Here is a 17,451-nt window from a genome sequence, read left to right as displayed (position 1 = left end):
CACATGATGGAGCAGGCGCGGCAGTCGCCGATCATCGCCGCGGTCTCTACGCGGTTGGCCCGCAGCAAGATCCTGCCGATGATCACGGCGGCCGACGCCGCCCGAGGGGTCGCGGATGCTGTGCACCAGCAAGCTCAATACGTCGCCGTACCCCGTCGGCTCGCCGCCGTCATCGGCCTGCGGAACCTGCCGAGCCGCTTGCAAGACGTCGCACTGATCGGCTTGAAGGCACAGGCGACCTCCGCGGTCGTCCGCCCCGACTGACCGGTAGCAGCCGTCGGTGTGGTGTAGACCACCAACTATTCGGTATGATATATATCGAATTATCCGCTGAACGGAGAAGGTAATCCCGACATGCGTACAAAACGGTTCGAAAGGTGACCTGGCGGGCGAATCGCATGCGCCGGTCCGGTGCGGATGGTCTACCGGTTTCGCTTCGGCTGCGCAACAGTTGACACCAGAGCTGTTTCCATACCAGAGGAGATATCGATGACGGCACCCGAACGCACCCGAGGCTGCCCGGTCGGTCATTATGCGTGGGCGTCGGGCGACCACCCGCCGATGACAGGTTTCCGACAGTTCGACCGCGAGGACAGGGAGCCTGTTTTCTATACGACCGACGCCGAGGGCTACCACGTCTTCACCGAGCAAGAGGCGATCGCGGAGGGCATGCAGCGTACCGACCTGTTCTCGAGCCATGCCATCGAGCCGATTACCCCCAACCCGGAGTATCGGTGGATCCCGGAAATGCTCGACCCGCCCGAGCACACCCAATGGCGCCGGCTGCTGGCCCCCATGTTCACGCCGGCCCGTGCTGCCGCGATGGAAAACGATATCCGCACACAGGCCACGACCTTGATCGACGAGCTTGCCGACCAGGGTCACGGCGACTTCATGTCCCAGTTCGCCCGCAAGTTCCCGACGGCAATCTTCTTGGGCATGATGGGATTACCACTCAGCGAGCTCGACAAGTTCCTCGCCTGGGAGTACACCATCCTGCACGGCAACGACGAAACAGACCCCAAACGGGAGCGTGCCGCGCAAGCCATGGGCGAAGTGGCCCAATACTTCGCCGGAGTTATCGCCGAGGCCCGCAAGGACGACACCGGCAAGACCGACATCATCAGCACCGCAGTGCGATGGGAGATTGACGGCGCCCCGATCACCGATGCCGACTTGTTGTCGTTGTGCACGCTGATCTTCGTGGCCGGACTCGACACCGTCGCAGCTCAGCTGTCCTTCATCATGTACACCCTGGCCACCGACGCCGGCCTGCGCCAGCGCATTATCGATGACCCCGCGGTGATCCCCTCGGCGGTGGAGGAGTTTCTTCGCGTGTACGGGATCGTGCAGTGTGGCCGGCGGGTGACCGACGACATCGTGTTCCGCGGATGCCCGTTGAAGCGGGGCGAGATGGTGCTCTTCCCGCTGGCCGCTGCGGGCCGTGACCCGCAACACTACGAAGATCCGTCGACGATCGACTTCGACCGCGGCCGCATCCGCCATATTTCGTTCGGGGCCGGCCCGCACCGTTGCCTTGGCTCGCATCTCGCACGGGTCGAACTGATCGTCGGGCTGCAGGAATGGCATCGTCGCATACCGCACTACTCACTGGCGGCCGGCCAACCCATCCTCGAACACCACAGCGGTGTGTATGGCCTGAACAACTTGCCGCTTACCTGGCCTGTTGGCGCTGCCTAGCAGCCATTTTCGCGGTTGCCGAGGAATCCGGCGCCGGTCTGGAGGTGCCGCGCGTCGTGACAGGGGCCTGGTCGGTGCTGGCCAGCGGCTTTGGGATTCTGGAAACTCCCACCGTCGGCGACAACGGTTCGATCTACTTCAGCGACATCACCGGCGGTGGGGTGTATCGGCTGGCCCCGGGCGCGGACGAACCCGCGGTGGTGGTACCCAGACGCCGTGGGGTGGGCGGGATGGCCCTGCACCGCGATGGCGGCCTGGTGATCAGCGGACGCGACGTGCGCCACGTCGGCGCCGGCCCGGACCGCCTGCTCCTAGCCCCGGGCGATGTCGCCCCGTCGCCGGGACTGATCACTTCGTTCAACGACTTTGCGGTGGGAGTATCGGGCGAGCTGTACATCGGCACGGTGCGCACCCCGGCTGGGCACGTGCGGGGCGACGACGAGCTGTTCGGCAGCGGCGAGCTGTTACGCCTCGACGCGCCCGGACATGCGGTGCGGCTGCTCGCCGACGTAGAAACCGCCAACGGCGCGGTGTACTCCAATGGTGTTGTTCTACAAGCTGATTCGGCACGCCGGGTGATCAACAGCGTTCGTGCCGACGGCACCGCCCATACCTGGTTTAGTACCGCCGCCGTCGACGGTGTCCCGGACGGGCTCGCCCTCGACGCCGATGGCAACGTGTGGATCGCGTTCTACGGTGGCGGTTGCATCGCATGCTTCGCGCTTACCGGCGAGCTGCTGCGGGTCATCACAGTGCCGGCGCGGCGGGTGACCAGCGTCTGCTTTGGCCGCGTCGACCGCACCGTCTACGTCACGACCGAGGACAACACGACCGACGCGGCTCTCACCGGCTGCTTGCTCGTCAGCGACATCGACGTCGCGGGTGCCGTCCCGCCGGCCGCGACCATCTGACATCGGGTTCACGGGTTGCGGACTGCATCCGAATTAATAGTATAATTATAGATCGTATTGGGCGTCGCCAGTCATCCGGCGGCGGCCGAGGTGCGCGCGGCCCGACACACGTAAGCGAGAGGTTTGCCAGATGAGGCGATTGGTCTTCGAGCCCGAACACGATCAGTTGCGTGAGACGACAAAGCTCTACATCGAACGCGAGGTCGCACCCCATGCCGAGAAGTGGGAACAAGAACGCATCGTCGATCGCTCGGCGTATCTGGCAGCGGGTAAGTACGGACTGATCGGCTTCAACATGCCCGAAAAGTACGGCGGCGGGGGCTCCGACGACTTCCGGTTCAACGCGGTGATCATCGAGGAGCTCGCCAAGTTCGGGGCGGGGGCACCGGCGCTGAACCTGCAGAACGACATCGTCGGTCCGTACCTGAAATCATTGGCCACCGAGGACCAGCAACAGCGCTGGCTCCCCGGCTTCGTCGCGGGCGAGCTCATCGGCGCCATCGCCATGAGCGAACCCGGCGCCGGCAGTGACCTCGCGGGGATCCGCACCTCGGCGGTCCGCGACGGCGATGACTGGATCCTCAACGGCAACAAGATATTCATCTCCTCCGGGATCAACGCCGACCTAGTGATCGTGGTGGCACGCACTAATCCCGGCGCCGGGCACAAAGGCTTCTCGCTGCTGGTCGTGGAGCGCGGTATGGACGGCTTCACCCGCGGACGCAAGCTTGACAAGATGGGCCAGCACAGCCAAGACACCGCGGAGCTGCATTTCGACCATGTGCGGGTGCCCGCGGCGAATGTGCTGGGCGAGGTCGACAGAGGCTTTTACCACTTGATGCGCAATCTTCCCTCCGAGCGACTGTCCATCGCGGTGCGCGGTGTAGCCGGGGCGCGCGAGACATGGCGGCAGACCGTGCAATACGCCAAGGATCGCACGGCATTCGGTCAACCGATCGGGTCCTTCCAGCACAACCGGTTCGTGCTGGCCGAGCTGGACACCGAACTGGACATCGCCGAGTGCTATATCGACCGCTGCCTGCAGGCCGTGGTGGAGGAGGAACTCACCGCGGTAGAGGCCGCGAAGGCCAAGTGGTGGTGTACCGAACTGGCCAAGAAAGTCGTCGATTCATGCCTGCAACTGCACGGCGGCTACGGCTATATGAACGAGTACCGGGTCGCGCGGGACTACGTCGACACCCGCGTGACAACCATCACCGGTGGAACCACCGAGATCATGAAGGACATCATCGGCCGGAGTCTGGGCTTGTGAGCGCCGCGTCGACCGGCGGGGCGATGGGGGAACGTGCGCGATGACGCTGGCGACGAAGTTCACGGACGTGTTCGGGGTCGAGCACCCCATCGTGCAGGGTGGGATGCAGTGGGTAGGCCGCGCGGAATTGGTTGCGGCGGTGGCCAACGCGGGTGCGCTGGGGTTCCTCACGGCGCTGACCCAGCCCACCCCGGCCGATCTGGCCAACGAGATCGCTAAGACGCGTGACCTCACGGACAAGCCGTTCGGGGTGAACCTGACGATCCTGCCGACGATCAACCCACCGCCGTATGACGAGTACCGCCAGGTGATCGTGGATGCCGGCGTCACGATCGTTGAGACGGCCGGGTCCAACCCGGCGCCGCATCTGCCGATGTTTCACGACAACGGAATTAAGGTGCTGCACAAGTGCACCTCGGTGCGCCACGCGGTCAAGGCCGAGACCCTGGGCGTGGACGGCATAAGCATCGACGGCTTCGAGTGCGCGGGCCATCCCGGTGAGGACGACATTCCGGGTTTGGTGCTGATCCCGGCGGCCGCGGCCAAGATCGCTATCCCGATGATCGCCTCCGGCGGTTTCGCCGACGCGCGTGGCCTGGTGGCCGCGTTGGCTTTGGGCGCCGATGGCATCAACATGGGCACCCGGTTCATGTGCACGGTGGAGTCGTGCATTCATCAGAACGTCAAGGAAGCGATCAAGGCCGGCGACGAGCGGGACACCGAGCTGATCTTCCGTACGCTGCGCAACACCGCGCGGGTGGCCAGCAACACCGTGTCGCGCGAAGTCGTGGAAATCCTCGCTCGCGGTGGACAGTTCGAAGACGTCAGAGATCTCGTTGCGGGCGCCCGCGGTCGTAACGTCTTCGAGAACGGCGACCTCGAGGCCGGCGTCTGGAGCGTCGGTACCGCGATGGGTCTGATCGACGACATCCCGACCGTCGCCGAGTTGGTCTCACGCATCGTCGCCGAGGCCGACGAACTCATCACCGGACGGCTGGGCGGCATGATCGAGCCGAGAACTGATTTGGCGATTGGACTTATCCGATGATTTATCTGCTGCTGCATGGTGGGGCGCACGGCAGTTGGGCATGGGAGCCCCTCGTGCCGCGGCTGCAGGCACGTGGGCACACGGTCATTTGCCCGGTGATTCCCATGGACGATCCCGCTGCCGGAGTCCAGGATTGGGCCGGCGCGGCTTGTCGCAGTATCGACAGCGTGAGTTCTTCGGAAATCGTGGTGGTCGGGCATTCCCTGGCGGGCCTCGCCTTGCCGGTCATCGCCACGATGCGACCGGTCCAGCGGATGGTCTTCCTGTGCGCGGTGGTGCCGCTGCCCGCCCGCCCACACCGAGACTGCCTGGGAGATCCGCCGACAGCCATCACCCTGAGGCGCGATCGGCTCGAATTCGACGCCGCGGGCAGCATGATCGTCCCATGGCCGACCGCGCGCGAGTTTTACTACCAGGACTGCGACGAAGCGGTTGCCCGTGCGGCGTGGGACCATATGCGGCCGTCCGCGCAGAGCATTTGGAAGGAAGTGTCGCCCATCGATACCTGGCCGTTCACGCAATCCGCCTACATCCTGGGCAAGTTTGATCGATCACTGAGCCCTGACTACTCGCGGCGGGCGAGCCGCGATCTGCTGGGCGTCGACGCGATCGAACTCGATTCGGGTCACGCACCGATGCTCAGTTGCCCTGACGAGTTGGCGGCCGCACTTGACACCGTCGTGTCGGGCCCCGCGGCGCGCCAACGGTCGTTGTTGTCGACAGAAAGAGGAAGCCATGGCCGGAACCCTTGAGGGCAAGGTTGCGTTTATCACGGGCGCTGCCCGCGGTCAGGGGCGCAGCCATGCGGTGCGCCTGGCTCGTGAGGGTGCCGACATTATTGCCGTTGACCTGTGTGCACCCGTGGACACCGCCCCGTACCCGATGGCCAGCAAGGAGGACCTCGATGTGACGATCGCCGCGGTGGAAGCCACCGGTCGGCGTATCGAGGCCCACATTGCCGACGTTCGGGATCTGACGGGACTGCGCGGATCGGTCGACGCCGGGGTCGCGCGCTTCGGTCGACTGGACGTGGTGGTCGCCAACGCCGGGATTGCGTCGTATGCGGCCGCCGACCAGATGACCGAGGATCAGTGGGACGAAATGATCGCGATCAATCTCAGCGGTGTGTGGCGCACCATCCGGGCATCGATCGCGCACCTGGTTGCCGGTGGTGGCGGCGGTTCGGTGATCATCGTCAGCTCGGCCGCGGGCTTGCGCGGTATCCCCAACGCGGCGCATTACGCCGCCGCCAAGCACGGGATCGTCGGCCTGATGAAGGTGCTGGCACTCGAATTGGGCACACACCGGATCCGAGTCAATACGATCCATCCCACGACCGTGGACTCGCCGATGAGCCAGAACGACTCCACGCTGGAACTGTTTCTACCCGGAGAACCACGAGAGGCCCAGACCCAACAGGCCTACGCTCGGATCGCCCAGCGGCTCAACGTAATACCGGTGCCCTGGATTCAACCGGAGACGGTCAGCGACCTGGTGGCCTTTCTGGCCTCGGATCAGGCTCAGTACATCACCGGGTCGGCGATCCCGGTTGACGCGGGCATGGCGATCCGGTGGTGACAACCGTTAGCTGAACAGGTCGACGATCTTCTTGTTCTTCAAGTCGTCGCCCAGCAGCGTCGTAGCCGCTGTCTGCATGTGCTGCGTCCAATGCTTTTGGGCGCCTTCGCTGTCGCCCGCCGCGACCAGGGTCGCAAGCTTGCGGAACGACAGTAGAACGCGCCGAAACCGTTGCGGCTTAACATTTTTAGCGAACTTGGCTGGCACGGTGGCGGCGTAGTGCATGGAGACGACTTCCTGCAGCAGGCCGCCCTGCAGCGCAAGGGTCTTGTTGCCGCTGCCCTTGAGAACGAGCTCATGGAACTCATACGTGGTTTGCGACCATGCGTCGGCATTTGGCACGTTGTCGGGACTTTCGTCGAGTAGCGCGGCGACGTCGTCGATGCACTGGTTGAGCCGACGCAGGTCCTCGGGATCGTTGCGCGCCGCCATCATGCCCGCGCAAATCGGCTCGAGCGCGGTTCGCGCCTCGTATACGTCGGCGATCGTGGCGCCCTCGATCTGCAGCAACAGACCCACGTGCCGAGCGCTGACACTGACATCAGGCGTCAGCACCAATGCGCCGCCGCCGACTCCCCGTCGCACCGAGATCAAAGACTCTGTCTCGAGAATCCGGAACGCCTCGCGCAACGTGGGCCGCGACACCCCGAGCTCAGCGAGGAGGTCGGGTTCGGTCGGCAGGGTCATGCCCGGTAGCAGCTCACCCCGCACGATCTGCCGGCGGATCTTCGCTGCGATCAGGGCAGCCGTCTTCTGCGGATGCACCTGGCCGGTGATCGGCGATCGAACTCGGGTGACCATGGGTCTGCCTCTCTCTCGTCTCCGCGCCGGCCGAACCTTAAATGGTTCCTCCAGTTACCTTAATTCACTGATTATGCCATTAGTCCGCGCTGACGCGGTTGTTGTTTTCCGAGCGGGACGCCAGCTTCGGCCACGCGCGGTCGTGTTGGTAAATTAGATCTATCATTAATCTAGATCGGCGCGTGCCTGCTGGATGAGGACGATCGCCGACCGCTATCCAGGCACGGCGGCGCAGCCGCAGTAAAGCCGGATTTCTGGAGGTCCGTTATGCCCGTGGTTGCGCCGACATACAAGGTGGGCAAGCGGTCCACCCCCATCCGAGTCGTTCAGTGCTTTACCGGTGGCGTCGGATCCGAGTGCGTGCGACGCATCGTGGATCACCCTGACATGACCCTGGTCGGCGTGCTGGTGCACTCGGCCGACAAAGACGGCAAGGATGCCGGCGAACTGGTCGGCATCGGTCCGATCGGTATCAGCGCGACGCGCGATCTCGACCAGATCATCGCCCTGCACCCCGACGCCGCGATCTGGCACCGGCAGGGCTACGAGCCCGCGCTGATCGCAAAGCTCCTGGCCGCGGGCGTCAACGTCTACACCGCGCTGGGTGGCCACGACGTGGCCGGCCAGCCCGAACAAGAGTTGCTCGAGCGGGCATGCCGCACCGGCGGCTCCACATTCGCGGCGGCCGGCAACATACCGGGGCTGATCAGCGACGCCCTTCCGATTTTCCTGACCGGCTTCACCGGCACGATCCGGCACATCAAGGCAGTTCAGCGCAACCATGTGGCGCATTATCCGTCCGCGCACCAGTTGGTAGCCGGCCTCGGACTGGGGCTCCCAGTGGAGGCTGCGGAAAATCACGAGGTCGACGGCATGTGGGAATGGCTGATGGCGATGTCGTCCCAGACGGTGGCGCGGGCCATCGGAATTCCGTTCGACGGTCTGCGGACGGTCCGTAAGGAAACCCGGCCGGCGCCGCGCACCGTCACCCTGCCCGGCAGCGGATGCACCATCGAGAAGGGAACGATCGGTGGCGTGCGGTGGACCTGGGAAGCCCGCTCGGGTGGCGAGGTCTTCCTCACGATCGTCAACGAGCAGACTGCCGTTTTCGGCCTCGGCGAGGGATGGCGCACCGACGACAACGCGCCCGCATGGACCGTCGAGATCGACGCATCGCCGCCGTTGGTCGCCACCCTGACGTGGCCGGAAGGCATACCGCACGCGCTGGCCAACTCGCAGCTCAATTCCGCGCGGGCCATCAACATGGTCCCGGTGCTCGTCGATGCCCCACCGGGTTGCCGGACGATCTTGGACCTGGCCATGATCAGCGGCTATGCGGCGTCCAGATGACCGCGGCAAAGCTGAGAGCGCGACTTTCGAGGATCAGGGGTGGATTGTCGTTCCTGCCCGAGATCGACGCGGTGGCGTTGGTCATCTGACGACAGCGCCGAGCGCGTTCGTTCCCAACTAACCAATCGACGTTAGTTTACTGCACGTGGCCCAGCGTACGACGGTCGTGTCACAAGCGGACGGCCCCTACCAGACCTGCGAACGCGCTAGTTTGCTGCGGGTCGTTGGGTGACATCAGCGAGGAGGGCGGCGCGGACCGGGGTGAACTCCACGTCGAGGCGTTCGGGCCCGAGGGTGTTCGCCCCGCCCCGCCAGTTCATGTCCGCCGGGTCCATCGCCAGCCGGATGTCCGGCAGCGTGCGCAGGACTTCCTCGAGGACCACCACCATCTCGGTGACGGCGAGGTGCTCGCCAATGCAGCGGTGCCGTCCCGTGCCGAAGGCGAGGTGCTGGTTGGACTCCCGGTCGACATCGAAGCGGTCTGGCTCGGGGAAACGCTCCGGGTCCCGGTTGGCCGCGCCGTAGTTGAGCATGACCTTCTCGCCGCCGCGGAGATCGGCGTCTCGCAGCGTGTGGTCGACCACGGCGGCCCGGGCCATGTGCATAATGGGCGGGTCCAATCGCAGGGACTCGTGGACGGTCTGGCGCATGAGGCTCGGGTCCGCCCGCAGCCGCTCCTTGAGGCCCGGCTCGGCGAGCACCCGGTACAACAGGCTGCCAATGCCGTGCACGGTCGTCTCGTGGCCGGCCACGACCATCAGCTGGATCATGCCGAGCGCGATGTGCGGCGGCATCTCCGCGCCGTCGATCTCGGCGTTGACCAGCTTGCTGAGGGTGTCGTCGCGCGGGTTCTGGCGGCGGTCCTGGATCCGCCCCTCGATCCAGTCCTCGAGCGCGCGGGCGGCCTTCATCTTTGCCTCGATGCCCACTTTGGCCGAGGAGAGGAAGTCGTTGGCGAGCTTGCGGATGACCGGCCAGTCCTGCTCGTCGAGCCCGACCGCGAGGCCGATGACGAGCGGCGGCACGGACTCGGCGAGGTCGGCGATCAGTTCGGCGCTGCCCTTCTGCGCGAACGCCGCGACGACGCACTCGACGATGGTCCGGATCTCCGGCTCCAGCTCGCCCACGGCGCGTGCGGTGAAGTATGGCAGCGTGAGCTTGCGGTAGGGAGTGTGCTCGGGCGGGTCCAGCTCGGCCGGGATGACCTTCATCGAGGCCCCGGTCGGAGGGATCATGATCCCCTCTCGGGTGGTGTAACGCTCGAAGTCCCGGGCGGCCTGCTGGACGTCGTCGTACCGGCTGAGCAGCCAGAAGCCGCCGTAGAGTTCGCTCCAGCCGACCGGGCACTCCGACCTGATCTCGGCCAGCCGCTGGTGCAGGCCGTTGCGCAGGTCGGGGTCGGCGAAGTCGTAGTCCACGACCGGGCAGCGTCGCGCGTGCTCGGCTGCGGTGTGCTGGGCGAGGGGGGCATCTGCAGTCATCGAAGAACTCCCGAGGGCGACACGTCGCTGTCGTGAATCGCTACCCCAGCGAATCTAACATCGATTGGTTACGCCGACAAGTCGCTGTAGCTTTCGCCCGCGGCATTTGCTACCGGTCGCACAGCAGCGCCTCAGTTCCGGTCGCGGAAGTGTTCAAGGACCGTATCGGCACGTGACCTAGGAGCTAGTGCACCAGCGACCACGGGCAGCCCGTGACCGGCAGCAGACTGCGTGCCGACGCCGGCCACTGCGAATCATTAGGCGTCGCTTCCGGCGCCCGGCACCGCCCCCGAGCGCACAACTCAGGCGCCGTCGCCCCGAATTCACCACAAAACCAAATAGCGTTTAATATTGGCGGGGTCTCGCGAAGGAGGCGTTGGCGTGGCATTCGACAAGTTGCTGTCTCCGATCATGGTGGGCTCGACGGCGGTAAGGAATCGGGTGGCCATCACGTCGCATGGCGCGACTGAGCTGTTTCGCAATCCCGCCCAGCCGGCCGCGCCCTACATCGAATACGTGCGTCGCCGGGCCGCAGGGGGCGTGGGCCTGATTATCGCGCAGCCGCTGTATCCCAACCCGTTCTCCGCGTTTCCCGACGAGATCCGGCGACGCCACGCGGCCTTGGCCGCGGCGGTGCGCGATGAGGGCGCCGTCGTTCTACTGCAGCTGGCCCACCTGGGGGTGTTCGGCCGCACCGAGTCCGACCCTCGTCGTCCTCCGTTGTGGTCCTTTGATCACAGTCAGTCCGATGCCGGCGAGGCGTGTCACAAGATGACCGACGGCGAAGTCGAGCAGATGGTTGAGGCCTATCGGCGAGCGGCGGTGCTTGCGGCCGAGAGCGGCTTTCACGGAGTTGAAGTGCACGGTGCGCATGGGTATCTGATCCAGCAGGCGCTGACGCCCCGGTGGAACAGCCGTACGGACCGGTGGGGAAGCGACCGCACACTGTTCGCGCGCGAAATCATCGCCGCGGCGCGCGAGGTGTTTGGTCCAGAGGGGATCGTTGGGTACCGCACCGCTACCGATGACTTTCGTTCGCCCGAGGATGGTGGGCGCGGTGCGGCCGGCATCGCCGAGGATCTGAAGGCCATTCTCGGTACGGGGCAGGTCGATCTGCTCAATACGACCGTGGGCGACGGCGGAAAGAGCTACTACCGCGCGATTCCGAGCTACCGGTTCGGCGAGGGCCCTAACATTCCATTCCTGACCCGGCTGCGTCAGCTCGTCGAGGTTGCCGTACCGGTAATCGGGGTCGGCCACATCACATCTCCGTCAGCGGCCGAGGCGCTACTCAACCAAGGCTCATGCGACTTGGTCGCCATGACGCGTGCTCATATCGCCGATCCGGATGTCGTCGCGAAAACCGTTGCAGGCCAAGGTGGTAGGATCCGCCCTTGCGTTGGGGCCACGGTGTGCGTCGACCGTAAACTCGCCGGGTTCGCCGACATCAGCTGCTTTCACAATCCCGAAGTACTCCGCGAGACAGAACTCGACCCTGCCGTGCGGGCTCAGACACGACGCCGCGTGATGATCGTGGGTGCCGGGCCGGCGGGTCTGAAAGCAGCAGAGGTCGCTGCCCGCCGCGGTCATCACGTCGACATCTACGACCAGGCGCGCACCGCCGGTGGCCGGCTGCGCGCGGCCGAACACACAAGTGGCGCACAGCTGCTGGCGGCTATTGAGTACCTTTTGTCGGAGTTGAGCCTCACCGACGCGACGCTGCATCTGGGCACCACTGTCGATGCCGAACTGGTGGCCCGCTGCAAACCCGATGAGGTGCTGTTGGCGACAGGAACGGTCGCGCGCCCGGCTGCGGTGAGTTTCGACGGCGGCGAAACCGGTCGCGTGGTGAGCTCTGCCGAAGCTCTCAACGACGCCGACATCGACGGTGATGTCTTCGTCTATGACCGTTTCGGCACGATCGAAGCAGCGCTGGTGGCCGAGGAGTTGGCCCGGCGCGGATGCCAGGTCGTCTTCGCGACACCGTTCGAGGTGGTCATACCCCACGCCGGTCATATCCATCGCTCTCACGTCCCAGAGTTGTTGGCGGCCAGGACTAAACGCATCCACACCGGTGCTCTGGTCGGATACGTCGACGGGGAAGTCGTATTGCTCGTACGCCCGGCCGGCGAGACGCTCGCCGAGATCAAAGCGTCCACCATCGTCGTAATCGAGCCCGGCCTACCGCGACTGGAGGTGGTGCCGGCGCTGGAAAGGGCTCACATCCCGTACCGCATCATCGGTGACGCGGTGGCACCCCGGTCGGCATGGGCGGCATTCAACGACGGCCTGACGGCCGCGCTCGCACTCTAGGAGCGCTCGCGACAAATGTTGTTCGTTGCCGCTGATGCCCGGCTCAGCCGGCGGGACGGCTAACGCGGAAGAGTCGGACCGGCTCGCGTACCCCGCGAAGGCGGTGTGCGCCAACTGGTGACCACGTCAAGCCGCTGTCCGCGTGACCGGCCCCGTGCGCCGACTCGGTCACCAGAACCGTCCCTGGTTGCGCGAGCGCGGTGACGCGGCTCGCCACGTTGACCGGGCTGCCGAACCAGTCGCCGGCGCGGCTAACGGCGAGCCCGTCAGCCACGCCAGCCCGCAGCTGAGGCAACCCGTTGGTGTTCGCCGCGTCGACGAGTTCAAGAACCGCGTCGACCAGGCGGATGGTGTCGGCAGACACGAGCATGACCGCGTCCCCGATGGTCTTGATGAACCACACGGGCGGCCCGGCGATCTCAAGAGCCAGTTCGGCGAGTCTTCGGGCCAGGCGCACCAGATCCTCTGGCGGCAGCGTTTCGCCCAGGCGGGTGAACCCCGCGAGATCGGCGAAGGCGACGGCGACGTGGCGAGCGCCGGGGAGCTTGCCGGCCGCGCGTTCGGTGGCGCTGATTCGTTGCTCTTCGAACATGTGCCGAAGCTGCCGCAACAGCAGACCCTCGACCAACGGGCCGAGCGCTGGGACGGCCGTCTGCGCCAACGTTTCGGCGACCTCAGCGAATTCACGCTCGGTGGCGCCGGGCCGCACAGTCACGCCGAAGGCGGGTTGGCGCATCATCGCCGCAGTACGGCTAAGCCCCATGCTCAACACCCTGACAATGTCCACTACATCTGCGACGTCCATTCCCAGGTCGAGGAAGACCTTGGCACGGCCGGCGGCCAGAGCGTCAGCACGCGGCAACACCGCTGCGTCGGGATCGTCAATTTTGGGAAGACCCGCTGCCCGCTCCAACCGCTGCAGTATCTCCAGATCGATCCCGGTCGACTCGGCGACCTCACGCTCCGAGACATAGACGCCGTCGTCACCAAGCACCCGATTGGCGGGCAGCAGCATCGGTACCAGTGACTGCTGAATCTGATCGGCGGTGAAGCCACGGTCGAGCAGCCAATCGATCAGCTCTGCCCGCTCGCGGCGCTCGTGGCCTTTGAGCCCCTCCAGGTGGCCAGCGCTGACAAGAGCGGATGCCGCCGTATCCGGGGTTTGTTCCCCGTCGTCAGCCGTCACGAGCTAACTTTCTCACGTCGGCGGCCGCAGCTGGTCGGGAGAACTGCTGCTGCTCGGACGTGGGCGGCCGCTGCCTCAGGCGTTGCCCGCCGACCAGGTGATCGACTTGGTTTCCAGGTACTCTTCCATGCCCGCGGCGCCCCACTCACGGCCCAGGCCACTGTGCTTATAGCCGCCGAACGGCGCCCACGGACTCAGGCCGCCGCCGCCTGCGGTGGTGTTGATCATGACGTTGCCGGTGCGCATCCGACGCGCAATGTTGTAGGCACGCACCGGGTCTCCCGACCACACGCCTCCGCCGAGGCCAAAGTCGCTGTCGTTGGCGATCGCGACCGCTTCATCGTCACTGTCGAAAGGCAGCAGCACGCCGACGGGGCCAAACACCTCCTGGCGGCAGATGGCCATCGAATTGTCGACGCCAACGAACAAGGTCGGTTCAACGAAGTAGCCCTTGTCCAGCCCGGCGGGCCTGCCACCGCCGTAGGCGATCTGCCCGCCCTCGTCGACGCCGCCGCGGATCAGGCCCTCGACTCGTTCGCGGTGGCGCGCGCTGATCAGGGGACCCATAGACACCGACTCGTCAGCGGGATCGCCCACGGTGATCTGGTCGAGGACACCCTTGAGCGCCGCGGCGACCTCGTCGATCAACGAACGATGCACCAGGGTGCGAGTGAGCAAAGCGCAACCTTGTCCCGCGTGCATGGTGAAGTTCATCACGATCCCCGGCAGCGCCTTTTCGATGTCGGCGTCGTCGAGAATCAGGTTGGCCGACTTGCCGCCGAGTTCGAGGACCACGCGTTTGAGTGTGTTGCCGGCCTGCTGGTGCACCGCGCGCCCGACCACATCTGAGCCGGTGAAGCTGACCAGATCGATGTCCGGGTGCCGGGTCAGCTCGGCGCTGGCGTCGGCGTCACCGGTGACGATGTTCAGCACACCGGGTGGCAGTCCCGCCTCCTGGGCGATTTCACCGAGGATCAGCGCCTCGAGCGGGGTGTCCGGCGACGGCTTCAGTACGGCGGTGCAGCCGGCGGCGAGTGCCGGGGCGACCTTGAAGACGTTGAGAAAGAACGGGAAGTTGTAGGGGGTGATCAGGGCAGCGACGCCGATGGCTTCGCGCTGGATCACGCCTTGCCCGATTCCGGCCAGCCCGTCGGCGCCGATGTAGGGCATCAGCGGCGTGTCGAATCGGTACTGGGGCAGAACGCGATCGGCGTAGTCGCGCATCGCCTCCAGCGGCGCGCCGATCTGCAGGGCGCTCGCCAGCATGCGAGTGCTGCCCGCTTCGGCGATGTTCAGTTCGACCAGTTCGTCGAAACGCCGCTCGATGATTTCGGCCATTCGCCCGAGCGTCAGGGCGCGCTCTTTCGGTGTCGATCTGCCCCACGGACCTTCATCGAACGCAACCCGCGCCGCACGGACCGCCGTGCGGATGTCTTGGACGGTCCCTTGGGGGACACGCCCGATCTCGTCTTCGGTCGCGGGGTTGAGGACGGGAAGGGCCTCGTCCCCAGTTCCCTCAGTCCACTCACCGTCGATGAATAGCTGGTAGTTGTACTCGTGGCCCATGCCGATCCTCCACCACCCTGTAGGGGCATTATTCGTGCTATCAGTAATCTATATCACATAGTCTGCGGCGGGTAGATGGGCGGCAAACTTGCCTTCCGCGCTTCCCTAAAGGGTATATTTAGTTATATCTTTGAACGGGCAGCCACGACGGTGAGGAGGCGGCATGCCACTGCAGCCCGACATGAAAATCATCTCGGTGGACGATCACCTCGTTGAGCAGCCCAACCTGTGGCAGGACCGGCTGCCGGCGCACCACAGGGAACTCGGGCCCAAGATCATCGAGGACGAGCAAGGCCACCACGTGTGGCAGTACGAGGGGGACCGATACCCGCAGATCGGTCTGAACGCGGTGGCCGGCAAAGACCCGCACGACTACGGGATGGAGCCGGTCCGCTACGACGACATGATCCCGGGCTGCTACGACGCCGCCGAGCGGGTGAAGGACATGGACATCGACGGCGTGCACGCGGCGCTGTGTTTCCCGTCCTTTCCCGGATTCGCCGGCGGGGTCTTTCAGCGCGCCAAGGACAAGGATCTCGCGCTGGAGTGCGTCAAGGCGTGGAATGACTTCCAGGTCGGTGAGTGGGCCGCGGCCGCACCGGGCCGGCTCATACCGCTGGCGATCCTGCCTACGTGGGACCCGCAGCTGGCTGCCGACGAGGTGCGCCGCGCCCGGGATATCGGCTCCAAGGCGGTGTCGTTTCCCGACGCACCCATCCCGCTAGGACTGCCGTCGTTTCACCATCCGACCCACTGGGAGCCGGTCTGGCAGGCCTTCGAGGACACCGAGATGCCGGTGTGCCTGCACTTCGGTTCGGGCAGCTTCGTCCCCGGCTTCTCGTTCATGGACAACGATGTTGTCGATCCAAACGCGCCCTTCGCCGTGGCAATCAGCGTGTTTTCCACGAACCTCATGTGGTCGTTGTCCGACATCGTGTTCTCCGGCCTGCTGCAGCGGCACCCCAAATTGAAGGTGATGCTGTCCGAGGGCGGCATCGGCTGGTTGCCGTATCTGATGGAGCGCATGGACTACACCTGGGAGCGGCATCGCTGGTACCAGGACATCAACAAAAACGACCGGCCGTCGGAGTTGATCAAGAAACACTTCTGGGGATGTTTCATCGACGACGTCCATGGCGTGGACAACCGCTACGTGATCGGGATAGAGAACATCCTCATCGAGGTCGATTACCCGCACTCCGACTCGAACTGGCCCAATAGCCGCAAACGCATCGCCGAGAACCTCGCCAAGGTGCCCGATGAGGAGTGCCGGATGATCGTCGAGACCAATGCCCGCAACTTGATGCACCTGGACGCCTGACGGGGCTCCACCTGTCGAGTTCGCCATCAGTCGAAAAGCGAGAAGGAAGAACGTCATGGGCGGTCGCTTGGAGGGGAAAGTCGCCTTCATCACCGGGATCGCGCGCGGGCAGGGTCGTTCGCACGCCATCCGCCTCGCTGAGGAGGGCGCCGACATTATCGGCCTCGACATCTGCGCGAACCTGCCGCACGTTCCCTACGCCATGGCCAGTCACGATGACCTCGAGGAGACGGTGGCCTTCGTGGAGAAGCTGGACCGGCGCATCGTTGCCCGAGTCGCCGACGTCGGCGACCGGCAGGCGGTCCAACGCGTGGTCGACGACGGCGTCGCAGAACTCGGCCATCTCGATGTCGTGGTCGCCAACGCGGGCATCGCCGTACTCGGGGATTATCCGATCGACACCTACTTCACGACCCTGAACACACTGCTCGTTGGGGTCTTCAACACGGTCGCGGCGGCGTATCCGCATCTTCGGGACGGGGCATCCATCATCGCGACCGGCTCGGTTGCCGCGCTCGTCCCCGGCGCGACCGATGGGCCGGCCGCCGGCCCCGGCGGACGTGGCTATTCCTTTGCCAAACGCACGATTGCCCAGTTCGTCCGCGAAACGTCGCTGGCGATGGCGCCGCGCAGCATCAGGGTCAACGCCGTTCACCCCACCAACTGCGACACGGATCTGCTGCACACCGAGGCGATGTATTCGTTGTTCCGCCCCGACCTCGAGTCTCCGACCCGCGAAGACGCCGAGATCGCTTTCCCGGCCATGCAGGCGATGCCAATTCCGTACATCCAACCCGTCGACGTCAGCAACGCCGTGGTGTTCCTGGCCTCCGATGAGTCGCGATACATCACGGGTATGCAGCTTCGAGTCGACGCCGGCTCGGTGATCAAGCAAATGCCCGGCGTTCTGTGACTCGGTTGG

The 17,451-nt window shown here is 65.2% G+C and carries 15 protein-coding genes and 2 pseudogenes; 12 read left to right on the top strand and 5 right to left on the bottom strand.

From position 1 onward, the window contains the following. The 4 genes and pseudogenes from VNW74_RS25275 to VNW74_RS31995 all read left to right on the top strand — a co-directional run. The coding region (locus VNW74_RS25275) for a hypothetical protein (protein ID WP_325681938.1) at positions 1-264 on the top strand (264 nt) is incomplete at its 5' end. Between the two features lie 225 nt (positions 265-489). Next, a complete protein-coding gene (locus tag VNW74_RS25270; protein ID WP_325681936.1) occupies positions 490-1,701 on the top strand; it encodes a cytochrome P450 in 1,212 nt (403 codons plus the stop codon). A gap of 56 nt (positions 1,702-1,757) precedes the next feature. Beyond that, positions 1,758-2,612 carry an SMP-30/gluconolactonase/LRE family protein gene (locus VNW74_RS25265; RefSeq protein ID WP_325681934.1) on the top strand — a complete coding sequence of 285 codons (855 nt, stop codon included), beginning with the start codon at positions 1,758-1,760 and terminating at the stop codon, positions 2,610-2,612. Positions 2,613-2,742: 130 nt separating this feature from the next. Continuing rightward, positions 2,743-3,336, top strand: a pseudogene (locus tag VNW74_RS31995) (acyl-CoA dehydrogenase family protein); the annotation flags it as partial. Here the strand turns inward: VNW74_RS31995 and VNW74_RS31990 are convergent. Further along, a pseudogene (locus tag VNW74_RS31990) lies at positions 3,334-3,384 on the bottom strand (hypothetical protein); the annotation flags it as partial. The pseudogenes VNW74_RS31995 and VNW74_RS31990 sit on opposite strands and share 3 nt — an antisense overlap. A 66-nt stretch (positions 3,385-3,450) precedes the next feature. Here VNW74_RS31990 and VNW74_RS31985 point away from each other — a divergent pair. Genes VNW74_RS31985 through VNW74_RS25245 form a run of 4 tightly spaced genes read left to right on the top strand, consistent with a single transcriptional unit; the run spans position 3,451 to position 6,511 of the window. Next, positions 3,451-3,885 carry an acyl-CoA dehydrogenase family protein gene (locus VNW74_RS31985; protein WP_414686769.1) on the top strand — a complete coding sequence of 145 codons (435 nt, stop codon included), beginning with the start codon at positions 3,451-3,453 and terminating at the stop codon, positions 3,883-3,885. 40 nt (positions 3,886-3,925) lie between these two features. After that, positions 3,926-4,933 carry a nitronate monooxygenase family protein gene (locus tag VNW74_RS25255; protein ID WP_325681930.1) on the top strand — a complete coding sequence of 336 codons (1,008 nt, stop codon included), beginning with the start codon at positions 3,926-3,928 and terminating at the stop codon, positions 4,931-4,933. Next, positions 4,930-5,685: an alpha/beta hydrolase gene (locus tag VNW74_RS25250; protein ID WP_325681928.1), complete on the top strand. Its 756-nt coding sequence runs from the start codon at positions 4,930-4,932 to the stop codon at positions 5,683-5,685. The genes VNW74_RS25255 and VNW74_RS25250 overlap by 4 nt, the downstream gene beginning before the upstream one ends. Then, entirely contained in the window at positions 5,669-6,511 is an 843-nt protein-coding gene (locus VNW74_RS25245) for a mycofactocin-coupled SDR family oxidoreductase (RefSeq protein ID WP_325681927.1), read from the top strand. The genes VNW74_RS25250 and VNW74_RS25245 overlap by 17 nt, the downstream gene beginning before the upstream one ends. A gap of 6 nt (positions 6,512-6,517) precedes the next feature. On the opposite strand, the gene VNW74_RS25240 is transcribed toward VNW74_RS25245, so the two are convergent. Beyond that, on the bottom strand, positions 6,518-7,312 hold the full coding sequence (locus VNW74_RS25240; RefSeq protein WP_325681925.1) for a FadR/GntR family transcriptional regulator: 795 nt from the start codon (positions 7,310-7,312) through the stop codon (positions 6,518-6,520). Between the two features lie 267 nt (positions 7,313-7,579). On the opposite strand from VNW74_RS25240, the gene VNW74_RS25235 reads away from it, so the two are divergent. After that, positions 7,580-8,662 (top strand): dihydrodipicolinate reductase, encoded by a 1,083-nt coding sequence (locus tag VNW74_RS25235; protein ID WP_325681923.1) that lies wholly within the window; start codon positions 7,580-7,582, stop codon positions 8,660-8,662. Positions 8,663-8,868: 206 nt separating this feature from the next. Here the strand turns inward: VNW74_RS25235 and VNW74_RS25230 are convergent, their stop codons facing one another. Next, complete coding sequence (locus tag VNW74_RS25230; RefSeq protein ID WP_325681921.1) at positions 8,869-10,080, bottom strand: cytochrome P450; 1,212 nt, start codon at positions 10,078-10,080, stop codon at positions 8,869-8,871. A 444-nt stretch (positions 10,081-10,524) separates the two neighbouring features. Between VNW74_RS25230 and VNW74_RS25225 the strand changes: the two genes are divergently transcribed. Continuing rightward, positions 10,525-12,456 (top strand): NAD(P)-binding protein, encoded by a 1,932-nt coding sequence (locus VNW74_RS25225; RefSeq protein WP_325681919.1) that lies wholly within the window; start codon positions 10,525-10,527, stop codon positions 12,454-12,456. Between the two features lie 43 nt (positions 12,457-12,499). Here VNW74_RS25225 and VNW74_RS25220 read toward each other — a convergent pair whose 3' ends face one another. Continuing rightward, positions 12,500-13,576: an adenylate/guanylate cyclase domain-containing protein gene (locus tag VNW74_RS25220; RefSeq protein ID WP_414686768.1), complete on the bottom strand. Its 1,077-nt coding sequence runs from the start codon at positions 13,574-13,576 to the stop codon at positions 12,500-12,502. A gap of 141 nt (positions 13,577-13,717) precedes the next feature. Further along, entirely contained in the window at positions 13,718-15,208 is a 1,491-nt protein-coding gene (locus VNW74_RS25215; protein WP_325681915.1) for an aldehyde dehydrogenase family protein, read from the bottom strand. Between the two features lie 163 nt (positions 15,209-15,371). Here VNW74_RS25215 and VNW74_RS25210 point away from each other — a divergent pair, with 163 nt between their 5' ends. Both VNW74_RS25210 and VNW74_RS25205 read left to right on the top strand, forming a co-directional pair. Further along, the gene (locus VNW74_RS25210) at positions 15,372-16,529 is read left to right on the top strand and encodes an amidohydrolase family protein (RefSeq protein WP_325681913.1); all 1,158 of its coding nucleotides are present in this window, start codon (positions 15,372-15,374) and stop codon (positions 16,527-16,529) included. A gap of 55 nt (positions 16,530-16,584) precedes the next feature. Continuing rightward, the gene (locus VNW74_RS25205; protein ID WP_325681911.1) at positions 16,585-17,442 is read left to right on the top strand and encodes a mycofactocin-coupled SDR family oxidoreductase; all 858 of its coding nucleotides are present in this window, start codon (positions 16,585-16,587) and stop codon (positions 17,440-17,442) included. Positions 17,443-17,451 lie beyond the last annotated feature (9 nt).

This window comes from Mycobacterium sp. (assembly GCF_035570115.1).
In the GTDB taxonomy this organism is placed as follows: Bacteria; Actinomycetota; Actinomycetes; order Mycobacteriales; family Mycobacteriaceae; genus Mycobacterium.
Note: the sequence above shows the minus strand (reverse complement) of the source record. Positions and strands in the feature narration are given on the sequence as shown.